Source organism: uncultured Kordia sp., from assembly GCF_947489565.1.
Classification (GTDB): Bacteria; Bacteroidota; Bacteroidia; order Flavobacteriales; family Flavobacteriaceae; genus Kordia.
This window is the reverse complement of record NZ_CANLEA010000028.1, coordinates 1-17933: the sequence shown is the minus strand read 5'-3', so window position 1 is coordinate 17933 and position 17933 is coordinate 1. Positions and strand designations below refer to the sequence as shown.

General features: G+C 32.8%; 19 protein-coding genes. 7 read left to right on the top strand and 12 right to left on the bottom strand.

Going from position 1 to position 17933, the window contains the following annotated elements; all coding sequences use genetic code 11:
* Positions 1-4: 4 nt before the first annotated feature.
* The 6 genes from Q0845_RS25165 to Q0845_RS25140 all read right to left on the bottom strand — a co-directional run bounded on the left by Q0845_RS25165 (position 5) and on the right by Q0845_RS25140 (position 3780).
* Positions 5-523 (bottom strand): DUF1648 domain-containing protein, encoded by a 519-nt coding sequence (locus Q0845_RS25165; RefSeq protein WP_298519948.1) that lies wholly within the window; start codon positions 521-523, stop codon positions 5-7.
* Between the two features lie 2 nt (positions 524-525).
* Complete coding sequence (locus Q0845_RS25160) at positions 526-690, bottom strand: DUF4177 domain-containing protein (RefSeq protein WP_298519945.1); 165 nt, start codon at positions 688-690, stop codon at positions 526-528.
* Between the two features lie 21 nt (positions 691-711).
* Positions 712-894, bottom strand: coding sequence for a hypothetical protein (locus tag Q0845_RS25155; protein ID WP_298519942.1), 183 nt, complete (start codon positions 892-894; stop codon positions 712-714).
* A gap of 2 nt (positions 895-896) precedes the next feature.
* Entirely contained in the window at positions 897-1757 is an 861-nt protein-coding gene (locus tag Q0845_RS25150; RefSeq protein ID WP_298519939.1) for an SPFH domain-containing protein, read from the bottom strand.
* Between the two features lie 288 nt (positions 1758-2045).
* Positions 2046-2648 carry an alpha-ketoglutarate-dependent dioxygenase AlkB gene (locus Q0845_RS25145; protein ID WP_298519937.1) on the bottom strand — a complete coding sequence of 201 codons (603 nt, stop codon included), beginning with the start codon at positions 2646-2648 and terminating at the stop codon, positions 2046-2048.
* The gene (locus Q0845_RS25140; RefSeq protein WP_298519934.1) at positions 2638-3780 is read right to left on the bottom strand and encodes a hypothetical protein; all 1143 of its coding nucleotides are present in this window, start codon (positions 3778-3780) and stop codon (positions 2638-2640) included. Before Q0845_RS25140 ends, Q0845_RS25145 begins: the two co-directional genes overlap by 11 nt.
* Before the next feature lie 87 nt (positions 3781-3867).
* On the opposite strand from Q0845_RS25140, the gene Q0845_RS25135 reads away from it, so the two are divergent.
* The 3 genes from Q0845_RS25135 to Q0845_RS25125 all read left to right on the top strand — a co-directional run bounded on the left by Q0845_RS25135 (position 3868) and on the right by Q0845_RS25125 (position 5250).
* Positions 3868-4542: a M15 family metallopeptidase gene (locus Q0845_RS25135; protein WP_298519930.1), complete on the top strand. Its 675-nt coding sequence runs from the start codon at positions 3868-3870 to the stop codon at positions 4540-4542.
* Between the two features lie 136 nt (positions 4543-4678).
* Positions 4679-4840, top strand: a complete 162-nt coding sequence (locus Q0845_RS25130; protein ID WP_298519927.1) for a hypothetical protein — start codon at positions 4679-4681, stop codon at positions 4838-4840.
* 257 nt (positions 4841-5097) lie between these two features.
* A complete protein-coding gene (locus Q0845_RS25125) occupies positions 5098-5250 on the top strand; it encodes a hypothetical protein (protein ID WP_298519924.1) in 153 nt (50 codons plus the stop codon).
* 111 nt (positions 5251-5361) lie between these two features.
* On the opposite strand, the gene Q0845_RS25120 is transcribed toward Q0845_RS25125, so the two are convergent.
* The gene (locus Q0845_RS25120) at positions 5362-6249 is read right to left on the bottom strand and encodes an RluA family pseudouridine synthase (protein ID WP_298519921.1); all 888 of its coding nucleotides are present in this window, start codon (positions 6247-6249) and stop codon (positions 5362-5364) included.
* Positions 6250-6361: 112 nt separating this feature from the next.
* On the opposite strand from Q0845_RS25120, the gene Q0845_RS25115 reads away from it, so the two are divergent.
* Both Q0845_RS25115 and Q0845_RS25110 read left to right on the top strand, forming a co-directional pair.
* Entirely contained in the window at positions 6362-6610 is a 249-nt protein-coding gene (locus Q0845_RS25115; protein ID WP_298519918.1) for a hypothetical protein, read from the top strand.
* 235 nt (positions 6611-6845) lie between these two features.
* Positions 6846-7271: a hypothetical protein gene (locus tag Q0845_RS25110; protein WP_298519915.1), complete on the top strand. Its 426-nt coding sequence runs from the start codon at positions 6846-6848 to the stop codon at positions 7269-7271.
* An 85-nt stretch (positions 7272-7356) separates the two neighbouring features.
* On the opposite strand, the gene Q0845_RS25105 is transcribed toward Q0845_RS25110, so the two are convergent.
* The 3 genes from Q0845_RS25105 to Q0845_RS25095 form a co-directional block, all read right to left on the bottom strand.
* Positions 7357-9012 (bottom strand): serine hydrolase, encoded by a 1656-nt coding sequence (locus Q0845_RS25105; protein WP_298519912.1) that lies wholly within the window; start codon positions 9010-9012, stop codon positions 7357-7359.
* A 119-nt stretch (positions 9013-9131) separates the two neighbouring features.
* Complete coding sequence (htpG, locus tag Q0845_RS25100) at positions 9132-11009, bottom strand: molecular chaperone HtpG (RefSeq protein WP_298519909.1); 1878 nt, start codon at positions 11007-11009, stop codon at positions 9132-9134.
* Positions 11010-11178: 169 nt separating this feature from the next.
* Entirely contained in the window at positions 11179-11343 is a 165-nt protein-coding gene (locus Q0845_RS25095; protein ID WP_298519906.1) for a hypothetical protein, read from the bottom strand.
* A 352-nt stretch (positions 11344-11695) separates the two neighbouring features.
* On the opposite strand from Q0845_RS25095, the gene Q0845_RS25090 reads away from it, so the two are divergent.
* The gene (locus Q0845_RS25090; protein WP_298519903.1) at positions 11696-12712 is read left to right on the top strand and encodes a 3-oxoacyl-ACP synthase III family protein; all 1017 of its coding nucleotides are present in this window, start codon (positions 11696-11698) and stop codon (positions 12710-12712) included.
* A 399-nt stretch (positions 12713-13111) separates the two neighbouring features.
* Here the strand turns inward: Q0845_RS25090 and Q0845_RS25085 are convergent, their stop codons facing one another.
* Positions 13112-15580 (bottom strand): TonB-dependent receptor, encoded by a 2469-nt coding sequence (locus tag Q0845_RS25085; protein ID WP_298519901.1) that lies wholly within the window; start codon positions 15578-15580, stop codon positions 13112-13114.
* A 210-nt stretch (positions 15581-15790) separates the two neighbouring features.
* On the opposite strand from Q0845_RS25085, the gene Q0845_RS25080 reads away from it, so the two are divergent.
* Positions 15791-16147, top strand: a complete 357-nt coding sequence (locus tag Q0845_RS25080; RefSeq protein WP_298519898.1) for a CoA-binding protein — start codon at positions 15791-15793, stop codon at positions 16145-16147.
* On the opposite strand, the gene Q0845_RS25075 is transcribed toward Q0845_RS25080, so the two are convergent.
* The gene (locus Q0845_RS25075; RefSeq protein ID WP_298519895.1) at positions 16118-17752 is read right to left on the bottom strand and encodes a sodium:solute symporter; all 1635 of its coding nucleotides are present in this window, start codon (positions 17750-17752) and stop codon (positions 16118-16120) included. The two genes, Q0845_RS25080 and Q0845_RS25075, sit on opposite strands and share 30 nt — an antisense overlap.
* Positions 17753-17933: the final 181 nt, after the last annotated feature.

Here is a 17933-nt window from a genome sequence, read left to right as displayed (position 1 = left end):
ATTCTTATTTTGACTTTGGAGCTTTTTGATTTTTCAACATAAATACAATTAAAACAATAGGCATTGCCACGGAATATCCAATAATTACATACATCATTGTAGACGCTAAGAAAAAGTCGTTCCCAAATGCTTTTTGTATGATAGAATAGCAAACATACGCAAGCAAAAGTAAGGTTAAAATATTGACAAAGCGCAATAAACGATTGCTCATTTGGTAGTTGTGTTCGGCATTATCTTCTGTAATTTCTACCATATAATTATGAATATGAGGAAACTTTGTTAAAGCGTATAAACCAATTGTCACAACTGTTGTAATTCCAAGTAAAAACCATATCGTTGTCTTGTTGCCTGTTCCATCTACTTGCCCACTTAAATCGACATGTGTGGGCACAATTTCTGGCAAAGAAGCATAGGAAACAATTACATATACCCACAAAACAACAAGCAATGCAGCTGTGGTGCTTTCTAAGATAGTATCAATTGGTGCTAAAGGCACTTTTATTCTTGGTCTGTTTGCATACATAATTATCTGTTTTTATTACGTTCAAAGATGACTTGTACATAGCCTTCATGTTTGGAGACAGTATGTAAAACCCAACCTTGTTTTGCATGATTATTTAGAATTTCTTCTAATTTTTCGCTTCTGTCTCTCCAACCTAAACTTGGTTTTACAACTTTATATTCTTTCATCACTTACAAAATTAATGGTTTTTACTTTTCTTCTTTATCCTCGTCAAAAACAATAAAACTTAATATGACACCAATACTAGTTCCTATAATGGAACCGATCAATGTGCCCATAGCTACATCGCTCATAACGGCACCAATACTGGTTCCTATGCTTGTTCCTAAAGCTGTGCCAAGCGCAATAGCTGTGATTTGTTTATTGTTCATTATTATTGATGTAAAGTTCCCGTGTTTACTACAGGAGAAGCTTCCTTATCTCCACATAAAATCACTAATAAGTTACTTACCATAGCAGCTTTTTTCTCTTCATCAAGTATGAGCAATTCTTTTTTGTTAAGTTCGTTAATTGCCATTTCTACCATACTTACAGCACCTTCCACAATTTTATGTCTTGCAGCAATAATAGCAGTAGCTTGTTGTCTCTTTAGCATAGCACTTGCAATTTCTTGTGCGTAGGCTAAATATCCAATGCGCGCTTCCAATACTTCAATTCCAGCAATTGACAAACGCTCTTCCAATTCTTTCTCTAAAGCTTCACTCACTTCATTCACACTAGAACGTAAAGTAATGTCTTCATCATGTCCTTCATCAGCAAAATTATCGTACGGATACATACTTGCCAATTTACGAACTGCTGCATCTGTTTGTACACGTACAAAATGCTCATAATTATCTACATCAAAGGCAGCTTTGTAGGTATTGTGTACTTTCCAAACCAAAATGGTACTAATCATAATTGGATTTCCGAGCTTGTCATTTACTTTTAAACGTTCACTATCAAAGTTACTTGCACGTAAAGAAATTTTCTTTTTTGTGAAAAAAGGATTTACCCAATAAAAACCATTCTGTTTTACGGTTCCTACATACTTACCAAATAATAAGAGTACACGTGAGTTGTTTGGATTTACCATTAAAAACCCAAATGCTAGCACAATGGCTATCACAATACCTGGAATAAATAGTGGATTTTCTAAGGCAATCATGGTAGCAATGCTTCCAAAAAATAGGATAAAAAATATAAATAACATTAAATACCCATTAGCAGGCACAATAATTTTCTCTTCTTTCATGTTTAGATGTTTTAGATTGATATTAAAATGATATCATAAATATATAAAAATAAATTGATAATTTCCAAGAGGTTAGGCAAAATATTTTTGGAGGTATCATTTTTTTGTACAATTTAGAATCAATTACTTCATGCGTTTTGAAAGGAAAAATAAAGTTTGGCACGCCGTTTGTTTATATACAAGTGTAACAAGGCAATGACATTTAGCAAAGCTGGTTACTTTCTAAAAAGAGCTTGTTACATTTTTGGTTGGTTAGTTAAAGAAAAAAGCATCCTTCGGGATGCTTTTTTATGTTATAATGCGAAATGTAATATTGATGCGACCTTGAATTTGTTTGGTCGTTTTCGGAATTTGATGCAACCACTTATGCTGCGTTTCACCTTTCATCAATAATAAACTTCCGTGTTCTAATAAAAGTTTATGCTTTAGCGTTTTATCGGTACGATGTTTTAGATGAAAAAAACGTGCTTGCCCAAAACTTAAAGAAGCAATGACTGGATTAGTGCCTAATTCTTTTTCGTTATCTGCGTGCCAACCATTACTATCTTTTCCATCTCTATAATAATTGAGGAGCATTGTGGTAAAATTTGCCTCACAGGTTTGATCTACTTTTTGTTTTAAATCTGCTAGTGTAGTTGTTAATGGATGCGGCGTCATTTCAATATTAGAATAACTGTATGTGTTCAGATTTGTTCCATAAAGAGCTGTCAGCCTTGGTTGTGCGTACACTTTCCCAAAAACTTTAATATCATCTTGTTGCCAAGGCGTTTCTTGTAATAGTGTTTCAAAAATACTTGTGGCGTCTTTACTATTGATAAAATTTGGATAATACCTAATGTCCGCGTCTGGTAAATGTAATGGAAACCCTTGTGTATGTTGGTTATTCTGCACTTTTGAAAATATTTTTAAAAGCTTCTGAGCTGGTGAAAGCTTTAAATTCAAAAAGTTCTTCGGTAAAGGCTTTTTCATCTATTGAAAAGCGATCTTTTATTTGCACAACAATTTCCAATGCTTCTGTCGTTTTATCATCAAGGATGTAATTGCAGAGTTTGTATAAATATGCATCATAAAAATCAGGAACATTGGCAATCAGGTGATTAAAAAATGATGATGAAGTTTCAGAATCACCTTGATAATAATACATCAAACCTCTAAACAGGTCAAAAACAGGATCTTCTCCGACATACTCTTTTAATGCATCAATAGCTGTATTTAGTTGATCGATATCACCAGTAATCACATTTTTTCTAAAATCTAAATAAGCGTGTAAGCGTTTGTCATCTGGTTTTTGTGCTTTCAATTGTGCAATGACTTCTAGAAATTTATCATCATCAAGATTGGAAGCTGCAATTAATAAAAATTGATAGTGAAGTGCATCTCTATTCTTTTCAGGAATTGAAGTAAGTAAGTTATATGCTTCTTCATACGTGCCAACCTCTATACCAGATTGAATTTTTCTGTATGTTTTTACGTTTGAAAGGGAAGCACTGTTGCTATTGATCGATTTGTAATAAATATCAGAGATAATATCAGAAAAGTTGATTCCAGAAATGAAGTTATACGCATCATTTAAAACCAAGGTATCTTTTTTTATACCAACAGTAAAATCTACAAAATTGATAAATTGCGGACTGTATATTCTAAAAATTATATGCGGGACACCATTTTCTTTATAAAAACGAACAAACTTAAAATCCTTTTCAAAAAGTATTGAGGAACTAATATTTTTCCCAAATTTTAAAATTGGTTTTGCGGCGTTTAAGATTCTTCTTTTATTGAGACTTCCTTCCAATTCTTTCTGTGAAAAGCTAAAAAATGAAGCGAGATTTACACTTTCATCAAAAAAATCTGGTTTTTTAGTGTGAATTGATTGTTCTAGTTTTTTAGCAAATTCAATATAAGCTTCATCAGAAAACTGATTATAATATTCAGTATTCTCAGCTACTTTTTTTGAGGTAGTATATTTTTTTCCGAAATAAACTGCAGCCACAAGTACGATGCCAGCCACAATTATTGTGATCATATTTTTTTGAAAACTGTTCGTACTTTGGTTATTAAGGTTATTCATGTACTTTTAATCTGTATGTTTGTATTCAGTTGAAATATTATCATGCTTAAGTCAATAAATATACTATTAATTCTTGTAAGTGCTTTTACCTTGCAATCATCATCGCAACTTCCAAAAGGATTTGTGTACGTGACTGATTATATTCCAGATATTTCTTTAGAGTTGCGTTATTTTTGCTCTGATAATTTCATCGGAACACATATTGATGGCTACGAAGCAGAAAAATGTATTTTATCATTGCCAGCAACATTGGCATTACAAAAAGTACAAGCAGTCCTGAAAGAAAAAAACTTGGGAATCAAAGTATTTGATGCCTACAGACCACAACGCGCAGTAGATCATTTTCGCCGTTGGGCAAGAAATTTAAGTGATACTTTGATGAAGCAAGAATACTATCCAACTGTCGCTAAAAAAGATTTATTTCGACTTGAATATATTGCAACCAAATCACGTCACAGTAGCGGAAGTACCGTTGATATTACGCTGATTAATTTGGACACCAAAAAGGAATTAGACATGGGAAGTTCCTATGATTTCTTTGGAAAAATATCCTGGGTGGCGTATCAAGATTTAACAAAAGAACAATTACACAATCGAAAACTACTACAAGAAGCAATGTTGCAAAATGGTTTTCGAAACTATCCGCAAGAATGGTGGCATTTTACACTTCGTGGCGAACCTTATAGAGATCAGTACTTTGATTTTCCTGTACGATAATAAATACTAGGTCTGAGCTATTGTTTTATTTAAAACCAGAAATTACTAGATTTCATGTGAAGTAAATATGGTATTACCGTAATTGGTTACGTATTAGTTTCCATAAATTTAATCTTTAACAATTAAAATTTACACAATGAAATCAAAAAGATTAGCCAATTTGAATTTGGCAAAAGAGACCATTTCTCAGTTTGATGCTAATGCCATAAAAGGTAGAGCAAGAGGAACACAAAGTAATAACGAATTGACAGGTTGTCATACAAATTGTACTTCAACAGTTAGTAAGGGAACTCAATAGTTTGTTGTAAACTATGTGCAATCATTAAAACAAAAAATACAAAACTGAAAATATATGATTGAAAAATTAAAAACATTCGAAATTGCAAATGTAACATCAATAACAGGTGGCGCAGGAGCCACTGAGTATATTATTTTGTAGATACTCTAGTAAAATATGTACTAAAATATTAAAGGCGAACTTTTGGGTTCGCTTTTTTTATGGGTTTTATGAAATTTTGTATCTTATTGAAAATTAACTCACTAAAAACCAAAACGATGATTCAAAAGTTAACAACATTCGAAATTAAAAATGCTTCACAAATCTTAGGAGGATCAGATATTCATTCAATAACTGCTGAAGTCACTGTGAATAAAGCAAAAATGGCTGACAAAGCGATGAATGCCATGACACAATATATTTCATCATAACCTTCTTAAAAATGTACACAGAAGCGAACTTCGGTTCGCTTTTCTTATCCAAAAAGTCTAAGCAAGTCTAAGCAAGTCTAACAAGTCTAACAAGTCTAAAAATCTAACAAACTAATCCCTAAATTTCAAAAAACGCTTTTCTTCTCGTGCTAAAAGCGCAGCATATTTATTTGGCGGATGGATGGAGAACGTTAATTTTTCTTTTGTTTTAGGATGTGTAAATTCGATAGAAGTTGCACATAAAAACAGTCCTTTTTTATAATTCTCTTCCTTTTTTCCATACAATTGATCGCCCACAATAGGATGACCAATACTTGCTAAATGAATTCGCAATTGGTGCGTTCGTCCTGTTTTTGGAAATAATTGCACCTGTGACAAATGTCCATTTTGCAAGGAAGCTACTGTGTGTATTGTTTCGTAAGTAGTCAATGCTTCTTTGTCAGCTACAGCTGAAGTAATTTTGCCTGTTTCATTGGTGTTTCCAATTACAATTGCTTGATATATTTTAGTAATTTCTTGTTGTTCAAATTGCTGATATAAATCTCTTTGCGCACTTTTTGTTTTCGCTATGATTAGAATTCCACTTGTTGGATTGTCCAATCGGTGCACAGGTTTAGGAGTGTTGAGTGCATCTATAGCTATTGTTGCTTTAAGATTGTGTGGCAATGCATTTTCAATCGTTTTAAAATAGTTTCCATTGGTGGGAAATCCTGCTGGTTTATTGATGATTGCAATATCGTCATCTTCAAAAATTACAGCAATTGACAGCTTGAATATTTTCTTGACACTCGTTTCTTCTGCATAAATTTTAATAATGTCATTTTCGGAAACATACATTGCCGTAGTTGCCGTTTTTTCATTAATGGTCACCAATTTTTTTTTGATACTTTTTTTAAGGGCACTTTTTGTGAGAATGCATGTGAAATTTGATACATCATATTCCTGTATACGTACAGTAGCATTGACTTTTGGAACAATATGTGTTTCGATAAGTTTCAAAGAAAAGTTTTTGCAAAAATAGAGATTGACAATCATTATAATTGCTTTATTTTATGTAGTGTATAAATTTTAACAAAATATGTCTTATATTTAATACTTCTAAATAACAATTATGAAAGTAAAAAAGTATTTATTGCCCTCAATATTTTTGCTTGTTATATTCGTAACAGCTTGTACTTCAGATGATATCACTGGTGATGAGTCACCAACAAGACAGTCAGAATTGCAAGGAAATACACAACCTGTTGCGACTAGTATTCGTGTGGAGAAAGACTCAGTTACTATTAGAGTAGACAACATCACAAATACTAGAATAAAAAATACAGAGTATACTTCGGCACCTAGACGTCGTAGAAACTAATCATAGAAAACAAAGCGTATTCTTAAGCAACAATTGTCACGGTGTTGTTGTCTTCATGACCTTTACTTTTTCATAAAATTCACTACATAAATTCGTGGCTAATAATTCTAAAATTAAAACATTACCCTTCTTTAAAAATAAAGTAAATCTTACAAAAATCTCACTATTTAAGGTTTTCCGTAAGGATTAGTTGTATGTATCCTATATTTTTGATGGAAAATCAACTAATTAAATCATGAAAAAAAATCAAATCATACTTTCTTTGTTATGCGTACTCACCATATTCATGACTGCTTGTTCTTCTGACGATCTCACCATTGAAGAAATGACATTAAGTAAATCTGAACAAGATGCGATTGTAAAATTGGTGAAAACGAATGTTTCTATTGCAAAAAACATACAAATAACGATTGATTCTGTCAAGTTAAAAAAAATAGACGATGCGTATTATTTATCGTCGTACCACGGAGACGAAATAACAACGACATTATTGAAAGTTGAAAATGGTATAGATTTAAAGTATGCAGGAATTTCGTGTACTTCAAAGAGTTGTGCTACAAGTGATGGTTGTGTGCCTCATAAAGATGGAAAAAAATGTACCAAATGTCCGTGGAGTGCTGATTGTACAAAAATAGTCACTTCGGATGCTTTGACAAATTAAAACTTAGAATCTCCTTTTTCTCAAAATAAAAACACGAATTCAGCAATTGCCAAATTCGTGTTTTCACATTTTTATATATAATACTTTACTTAATCTTTTTTCCTACGGTTTGATTGCCACCTTGATCTAAGGTTAAGCTAATAGGCAATTTTGTAGTTTCATCAATTTGAAAAGTAACTGTGGCAACTACTACTTTTAAAAAGAATTTGTCTTCAGATTCTGCAAATAATTCTACTTTCGATTGATTCGTTGGTTGTCCAAAAATTTTGTCTCCTTCCACTGTAATTTCAATAGTAAAATTAGGTGCTAATTCGTATGTTCCAATATATTTTTTAAGAACTTCTGCAGAAAGTTGAACTTCTTTTTTGGCTTCGGGTTTCTTTTCATTGCTCCAAACACCTTTTGCTTCTGATGTATTATCTCTAAAAATGACTTGCTTTTTTGTGCCATCAGGGAAAATTAATTCAGCAAAACTATCATCAAAGAAAAAACGATTTTTAGAAATTGGATAAATTTTAAACTTCGAATTACTGTCACCACGTTGACTGTACAATTGATTTCCTTCTTGAGTGACGAATCGAACAGCGCCGTCTTCAAATTTGTACGCGCCCACAAATTGTGCTAAATCTGCTTTACTAATTTTAATCGCGTCTGCTGCTTTCGGATATGAGTTTCCAATAGTAATCGCGGCTATTTTATATGCAATATCTGTTGGCGAAACACAATCGCAATTCGTTAAAAGAATAACATACACATTGTCGCTTGGCACATAAATTCCTTGTGAAGTATACCCAAAAATTCCGCCACCATGCTCAATTACAGGCACATCTTTGATTCTGTTTGTAAACCATCCATAGCCGTAATTGATGTTATTTCCATTATCGATTTTATAGTTTGTAAAAGCTTTTTCCGTACTTTCTTTAGAAATTAATTTGTGATTGCGAATCGCTGTATTCCATGTAAATAAATCATCTACTGTGGACATTAAGGAACCAGCTGCATACGGAATGGTCATGCTAATATAATCGGCATTTACATATTTTTCGTTACGATCTTGATATCCGTAGGCACGATTTTTTATAAGCTGAGATTTGCTTCCGTAATACGAACTCTTCATGTTCAATTTGTCAAAAATTCGTTCTTGTACAAATGTTGCATACGATTCGCCTGTGATTTTTTCTATAATATATCCCAAAAGAACATATCCAGAATTGTTATAACGAAACTGCTCATTTGGTTTAAAATCCATTGGCTCGTCTTTAAACGCGTCAATAAGTTCTGTCACAGAAAGATCCTTTCTAGCAAAATCTCTTAAAGATGGAATGGAAGTATAACTCTTAATTCCTGACGTATGTGTCAATAAATGATGAATTGTAATCTTGGTGCCTTGTGTTGGATAATCTGGAATGTATTTCGTGATTTCATCATCGAGCGAAAGCTTTCCTTCTTCCAATAACATTAAAATTCCCACTGCGGTAAATTGCTTCGTGATAGAGCCAATTTCAAAGACATTTTCAGGAATCATATCAATATCGAGTTCCATATTGGCTTTTCCGTATGCTTTTTTAAAGACAACTTTGCCTTCTTTTGCGACTAAAATTGTTGCTCCAAAACCATCTGCTTTGTATTGATCGTTCATTAATTGATCAATTTCAGTAGTTATATTTTGTGCATAATCTATGGACGGAATCGCCATAAAAAGAACCAAAAAGAATGCTTTGAGGATAAATGTTTTTTTCATGTGTACTTTATTTAAGTGTTTTTTTTGATTGAATATAAATATGACGACTGAACTTGGAAATGGTTACAAAAAAAGCCTCTTCAATTGAAGAGGCTTTTAAGATACTGATTTAATATGATTTATTTAATCATTTCATAACTACGCTTGATGAACTGTGTCAATTCTTCTCCCGTTAGTAAGTTTTGTGACAAACGTGCTAAATCCAACGATTGTTTGATTAAGCGTTCTTGTTTCTTTCTAGTTTTTGTGTTTAGAATTTGTCCCACCAATTCGTGATTTGTGTTAACCACTAAATTGTACATTTCTGGGAAATGTCCAAACATGCCACCACCAGTTTGTTGCATTTCTTTCATACGACGCATAAACTCTGGTTGTGTAATCATAAATGGTGACGCATTAGAATCCATAGCTTCTAACTGTACAGTATATTTATCAGAAGGAACAACTTCAGTTAACGTCGTTTTTAAAGACTCTTTTTCTTCATCAGAAAGTTTTGAGATTTGCTCTTCGTCTTTCTTAATTAAGTTGTCAACATGATCTGCATCGACACGTGCAAAAGAAATCTTCTCTTTTGAGGTTTCTAACTTTTGAATTAAGTGTGAAACAATAGGAGAATCTAATAACAATACTTCGTATCCTTTGTCTTTTGCAGCTTGGATGTAACTGTGTTGTTGATCTTTGTTAGATGCGTATAAGATGATGGTTTTATCATCTTTATCTGTTTGTGTATCTTTAATTTTTTCGTATAATTCTTCGTATGTATAATACGTTCCATCAACTGTTGGATACAATGCAAACTTGTCAGCTTTATCAAAGAATTTTTCTTCTGAAAGCATTCCGTATTCAATTACAATCTTAATATCATCCCACTTTGCTTCAAAGTCTTCTCTGCTGTTTTTAAACAATGAGTTTAATTTATCGGCAACTTTACGCGTAATGTATGAAGAGATTTTCTTTACATTTCCATCGGCTTGTAAGTACGAACGAGATACGTTTAATGGAATGTCTGGAGAATCAATCACACCTTTTAACATGGTTAAGAATTCCGGTACAATTCCTTCTACATTATCCGTTACAAAAACTTGGTTTTGATATAATTGGATGCGATCCTTTTGCATGTTCATATCGTTTCCAAGCTTCGGGAAATATAAAATTCCTGTTAAGTTGAATGGATAATCTACATTTAAGTGAATGTTGAATAACGGCTCTTCAAATTGAGCTGGATACAATTCGTGGTAAAAACTTTTATAATCGCCTTCTTCCAATTCCGATGGTTGTTTTGTCCATGCTGGATTAGGATTGTTGATGATATTGTCAACCGTAATTTTCTCAGCTTCTGCACCTTCTTCTGCATCTTCTGGAAGTGGTAATGTTTCTTCTTTTGTTCCAAATTTGATTGGAATTGGCATGAACTTATTGTATTTCACTAACAATTCGCTGATTCTTGAATCTTCTAAGAATTCTGTTGAATCTTCAGCGATGTGTAAAATAATTTCTGTTCCTCTTTCCGTTTTGTCATGTTCTTCCATTGTATATTCTGGAGAACCATCACATGTCCAATGTGCCGCTTTTGCGTCACCGTGACTTTTAGAAATGATTTCAACTTTTTCTGCAACCATAAATGCAGAATAAAAACCAAGTCCAAAGTGTCCAATAATTCCTGAATCTTTTGCAGAATCTTTATATTTTTCTAAGAACTCTTCTGCTCCTGAAAAAGCGACTTCATTGATATATTTTTGAATTTCCTCTGCAGACATTCCGATTCCTTGATCGATAATGTGCAGTTTTTTTCCTTCTTTATCTACTTTAACTTCAATGATTGGATTTCCATACTCTACACTTACTTCTCCAATGTTTGTTAAGTGCTTTAGCTTAAGTGTCGCATCGGTTGCATTAGAAATAAGTTCTCGTAAAAAGATTTCGTGATCGCTGTATAAGAACTTCTTAATTAGAGGAAAAATATTTTCTACAGATACATTAATATTTCCTGTTGCCATTTGTTATCTTTTTAGTTTATGATTAAAATTAGTATTCTTTGATAAGGTTCTTTTCAAAAAAAATACCAACTTCACACAAATGACAAGATGACATAATTTCTGTCAAATTGGACAAAAAATAAAACTTCGCTTTTTCGACGGAGTTTTATTTTTTATAAAGATTATTCTATTATACCGAGCGTGTCACATCAATTGGAGTTGAGATGCAGACGAGTTGCGTTCTTACAGGTTCTGCATTTGCGAGTTTTAATATTTCCTGTGGCAGTTCTTGATATTCAATATTTTCTTGAGCGTTTAATCTAAAAAATGGAAGTAATAAAAAAGTTTTTTTCATAGTCTTTTCCTGTGTTTATAGTTGATGAGGCATATAGCTATCTAAAAAAAAGCGAGATATGTAAAAAAAAGTATGTTTTATTGTAAGGATTCATAAATCTTCTCGATTTACTCTCTAGTGATTAAGGATAGAGATTGTTATAGAAAAAAGAATAATTCCTTAATCAATTGTTTATTTATTGGTTAGGTTGTTTTAAAGCACATTTATGTTTCATAGATGTGCTTTTTTGTTGAACTAGCTCCAATTAAAAGTTGAGATGTAATTATTAATGCTTAATTTTGTAGCTTGAATTTTTGAGAATTCGTAATTTTATGAGACGTTTTCACACTAAAAAATAAAAAGTCGATAATTTATGTATACATCTAGAATTATAGGATTAGGACATTATGTTCCAGATAATGTGGTTACCAACGAAGATTTATCCAAAGTAATGGATACTAATGATGCATGGATACAGGAACGTACAGGAATTAAAGAAAGAAGATTTGCCGTAAAAGGTACAGAAGATACAACTTCTGGTATGGGAATTAAAGCAGCTAAAGTTGCTATTGAACGTGCAGGAATTGACAAAGATGATATCGATTTTATCATTTTTGCAACCTTAAGTCCAGATTATTATTTCCCAGGACCAGGTGTCATGGTACAAAAAGAGTTAGATATTAAAACTGTTGGAGCACTTGATGTACGTAATCAATGCTCAGGATTTGTATATGCAATTTCTGTAGCAGACCAATTTATTAAAACTGGAATGTATAAAAATATTCTGGTGATTGGTTCAGAATTACACTCTCATGGTTTGGATATGACCACACGTGGAAGAGGAGTTTCTGTGATTTTTGGTGATGGAGCAGGAGCCGCTATTTTGACGCGTAGTGAAGACGATAGTCGTGGAATTTTATCAACACATTTACATTCGCAAGGAGAACATGCAGAAGAATTAGCATTAACAGCGCCAGGTATGGGAACACGTTGGGTAAATGATATTTTGAATGATCATGATAAAGGAGTAGAAGATATCTCGTATTTTCCACATATGAATGGACAATTTGTATTCAAAAATGCAGTGGTTCGTTTTAGCGAAGTAATCATGGAAGGTTTATCGCAAAACGGATTGAACAAAGAAGATATTGACATGTTGATTCCGCATCAAGCAAACTTGCGAATCGCACAATTCATTCAGAAAAAATTTGGTTTAGGAGACGATCAAGTATATAATAACATCATGCGCTACGGAAATACCACGGCAGCATCTATTCCAATTGCATTGACAGAAGCATGGGAAGAAGGAAAAATTAAAGAAGGAGATACCGTAGTATTGGCAGCTTTCGGAAGTGGATTCACTTGGGGAAGTGTCATTATAAAATGGTAATATAAGATCTCGAGAAATTATAAAAAAATAAAATCCCAAGTGCTAGCGCGCTTGGGATTTTTTCTTAGATAAAAATCTAGTATACGTTCTGCAATAATGGATGTTTTTAGAGTGCTAAATTCGAATAATCAACTTAATAACAATACAGTATACTTTAATAATAGTACAAAAGTAGGTTGTTTTTTTTCAGGTTGTATTACTGCTAAGGGTAATTTTAACAGTTTTTTTGTCAAAATGCGCTACTTTACGGATTAAGAGTATATTAGATACTCCATAAAAAACAGAAAACCTTAGTTGTGCACAACTAAGGTTTTCATTTATTAATAACATTCAATTAACACTAACCATCAATAATAATTGAAGCTATTAACTTTTTATATATTGTAAATTAATGTAATCTTATAGGAATCCGCCGCTTCCAGACTTTTCGTCATTATCACGTCTCTTACGAGATTTTGCTCTATACTTTCTACCTCCAAAACGGTATGAAATACTAACATTTACAGTATTACTTTCCCATCTAAAAGCTCCTTCTTGACGGAAAGGTCTTTGACCATTAAAACCAAATTCCATAGTGTTGAAAATATCATTATAATTCACACTTAATGTTCCGTTTCCTTGAGCAAATGAGTAACGTGCTCCAACATTTACAAAATACATTGGTTGCATTTCAAATTGTAATCCTTGTACACTTCCTCTGTAGAAACCAAAAGCAGATAAGTTTAATTTTTTAGTCACTCTAAAGTTGTTAAACATTCTAAAGTTCCAAGCTGCATTGTCAACTTCTACCGTTTCACGAACAATATTATCAACTGTTGCAACATCTGTTGGTGCATTTAATGATTCTGTAATTCCTTTTTGTGTTTGTGAAAAGAAATCAAAACTTGTGTTAAAACTCCACCAGCTAGTTGGTCTAAAGTTACTTGAAACTTCTACTCCGTAAGCAGATGTATTATCGAAGTTATCATGTGTTAAGATCAATCTGTTGATATCTGTTGGATCTACAAAAACAGCTCTGTTAATTTCATCTTCAATAAGTCTGTAAAAAACACCACCAGTAATAGTTCCTTTGTTTCCTAACTTACGTGTGTAGTTTACTTCCATAGAGTTAGTAAATTGTGGCTCTAAATTGATATTTCCAAAAGAAGAGATTAAAGGCGTACTCCATTCTCTAATAGGATTTACTTGTCCAATTCCAGGACGATCTACACGACGACTGTAACTAACTTGGTATGAATTTTTTTCAGATGGAGTATACGTGAAAAACGCAGACGGATACACCTGAATATAATCGTTTTCAAAAACAATATCTGTAACATCAGTTGAAACAATCTCTCTTGACAAAGCATTTGCGTCTACTTGTACACTTTCTGCACGTACACCAATTTGGTACGACCATTTGTCAAACTGCTTTCCATAAGTTCCATATACTGAATAAATATCTCTACTATAATTGAAATCAGTACTAGGAGTTCTACGTAAGTTTCCTAATTCATTAAATGTAAATCCTGTAGATTGGTAATCGATCCCAGAGTTAAATAAACGCGCTTCTGCACCAAGTTCTAACTTTGCTTTATTTTTCATTGGACGCACATAATCTAAGTTAATCGTAGTACGATCTCTGTCAGTTTCTGTGTCATCAGTATAATTAGGGAATGTGTTGAATCCTGAGAATACAAAGTCAAAATTATCAGTTGCATCAAAAACATTATAATCTACTTCCAATTCAATATTATGTCCTTCGTCATTAATATCATACTTATAGTTAAAGTTATATTGAGAAGCAAGGTTTTCGTTTTTCGCTATAAAATCTTGAAAAGTATCAAACTGCGAATCATCATAGAAAAATACATCTGTAATACCATCATTCTTACTATCTGTAATATTTTGATTTGTAAAGAAAGAAACGGTGTTTTTCTCGTTTAAATAAATATCAACTCCAACTTTAAATAAGTGTGTTTTTTGATTGTCTAAAAAGCTAAATATTTGTTCTGAATTTTCATCTGGACGGAAAATGTTTCCTGCGTTTGCATTTTTAGAAATATTATTAGAATAGTTTCCGAAAACATTAAATTTTCCATTACGATAGTTCATATCAAGCGAACTATTAAACTTCGCTTCACGCTCACGTGTCAAACCAATATTTACATTTCCGTTGAATCCAATATTTACATTTTTACGTAAAACGATATTGATAATTCCACTCATTCCTTCAGGATTGTACTTTGCAGAAGGATTTGTGATCAATTCAATTTTTTTGATCGAATTGGAAGGTAATTGCTTTAATAACTGTGCTGTAGGAATGTTTGAAAGTTTTCCGTCAACCATAACACGTACGTTTTGGTTTCCACGTAAACTAATAGCTCCAGTTTGCTGATCTACATTTACAGAAGGTAAATTGTTCATAATGTCAGAAGCAGTTGGCCCACTAGTAACCAAATCTTTTCCAACCGTAATTACTTTTCTATCAACTTTCTGTTCAATTGTAGTTCGTTCGGCAACCACTTCAACTTCATTTAGCGCCGTTGCACTTTCTGCAATGGAAACCGTACCAACATCTATAACCTTATTGTCTGCTGAAATTGTAGCTTCTTTTGAAATAGTTTCGTAACCGATAAATTGAATATCCACAATAATTGCTCCCGCAGGGATTTTTTCAATTTTAAAATTTCCGTTGTCATCAGAAATAGCTCCAGTAATAACTTTACTATCTGCTTTTGATTTAATGACAATCGTTGCATAAGGAATCGCTTCTTTAGAAGTTGCATCTATGACTTTTCCTTTAACAGTTCCGATTTTGGGGGCTGGGTTTTGAGCATGCAAGGTAACGCATAGCATTAGCATGCATAGTGAGAATAGTTTTTTCATTCTAATTAGTTCGTTTTTTAATTTTTTTGATGATGTTCTAGATTTCTAGAATCATGCATACTTGACGAAGTAATTACTATTATGTTACGCCTTTTGACAACTTTTAACATATTTTAACAAATAAAGCTGTAGCACCTCAAAAATTACTAAATTTGTAGCCTCATTACCAGTGAGAAATACCTAAATCGTAAACCTAAATATCGTTACCTATTGAAAACATTAGTGTTAGGCGCTTCTATGAAGTCGCATCGCTTTTCTAATAAAGCCGTACATAAATTGGTTGCCTATAACCATGAAGTCGTTGCCTTTGGACTTAAAGAAGGAGAAATTAACGGCGTTACCATTGATACAGAATTAGTACAATACGAAGATATTCATACAGTTACACTGTATTTGAATCCTGCTGTGCAACCAGATTATTATGAGTATATCTTTTCGTTACAACCCAAACGTGTAATTTTTAATCCAGGTACAGAAAATTCAGATTTTTGTACTGCATTACATGAAAAAGATATCAAATGCGAAGTCGCTTGTACTTTAGTGATGTTGGCGTCTAATAATTACTAGACCTATAAAAGTAAGCAAACCATTTATCGGCAATAATTCATATCCAAATTGATAAAATGTTTCTTTGGACAGTTTTGTAGCTTCCGCTAGACTAGCCACATCTTCGGTAAAATATGTATAGTATGAACCGAAATTGGCCAATACGTATGTTAATGTGATTGAAAGTAGTGTAACTAACCATACATACTTATCAATCACTTTATATTTAGTGAAAATTCCAAAAGCAAATAAACCTAAAAGTGGGCCATATGTATAACCAGCAATGGTCAATAAATTGTCGATAACACTTTTATCACTCAGACTATTAAAAATAATCACCACAATAATTAATACGACAGACATCAAAATATGTACTACCTGACGTATTAGTTTTTGCTCGTTTACAGGTTTTTGTTTTGGTTCTTCTTCAGTTTTCTTTTTAAAACTAAAAAAGCTAGCAGCCGAAACTGCAATTGGTTTTGCAACTTGAACGATGTTACGAGATAATTTATTTTCTTTTCCAGCTTCTTTTTCAATATCTAGAAAATCGACAGAAAATGAAGTAGTCAACGAAGTCAATGCAGAATCTGCACTAGAATATGCAGCAGCAATTAATCCTAATAAAAAGACAATTGCTAAGGAAAGTCCCAATCCGCCTTTAAGCGCAATTTCAGGAAATAACAAATCTGTTTTGGCATTGCCATCCATTAAAGGAACTCCTATATTATGTTTTGCAGCATACATGTATACTAATGCTCCTAATAGTAAAAAAACAAAGTTCACCACGATCAATACCACACTAAAACTCACCATGTTTTTCTGAGCATCGCCCAAACTTTTACAGGTTAAATTCTTTTGCATCATATCTTGGTCAAGTCCTGTCATACAAACTGCAATAAACAATCCGCCAAGGAAAGACTTTATAAAATAATTCTTCGCCATGGCATCTTCGGTAAACCAAATTTGACTGTATTCTTTTAAAGCATCTGAATTGAAAAATTCGCCAAAGCTCAAATTCAAATCACCTAAAATCAAATAAATAGCAACTCCAACGGCAATCAGCATAAACAGTGTTTGCAACGTATCTGTCCAAACAATCGTTTTAATTCCGCCACGAAACGTATACAACCAAATCAACACAATGGATAAGGTTACTGTAACTGCAAAATCAATTCCGTAAGCATCAAACACATAGCGTTGTAATACAATGGCAACTAAATACAATCGGAACGAAGCACCGAGAATTCTGGAAATCAGAAAGAAAAATGCACCAGTTTTATAACTCACCATTCCAAAACGATCTTCCAAATACTGATAAATAGACGTCACGTTCAAGCGATAATAAATCGGCATCAACACGTATGCAATAATAAAATAACCGACCAAATAACCAAATACAACTTGCATATAGCTAAACTTGGAAGCTTGAACCCAACCAGGAACTGAAATAAACGTAACGCCCGAAAGGGAAGCGCCAATCATTCCAAAAGCTACGACATACCAAGGCGATTTTCGAGATGCTTTAAAAAATGTTTCGTTACTATCGTCTTTTCCAGTGAAGTAAGAGATTAAAATTAAAACGCCAAAATATCCGGCAATCAGTAGTAAAATGTGAATCGGCTGCATCTATTGTATTTTTCTGTATTGCAAAATACAAACTTCTGTGTCTTTTTTTGAATTGAAATATTAAAAGATTGAAATAATGTCACAATCTGCCAATTCTAAACATTAGTTCGAGTGAATTTGTGGAACAAATTTGTATCGAGAACAGCTAAGAAATCGTAAAGTAATGTATTTTATCAAAGTA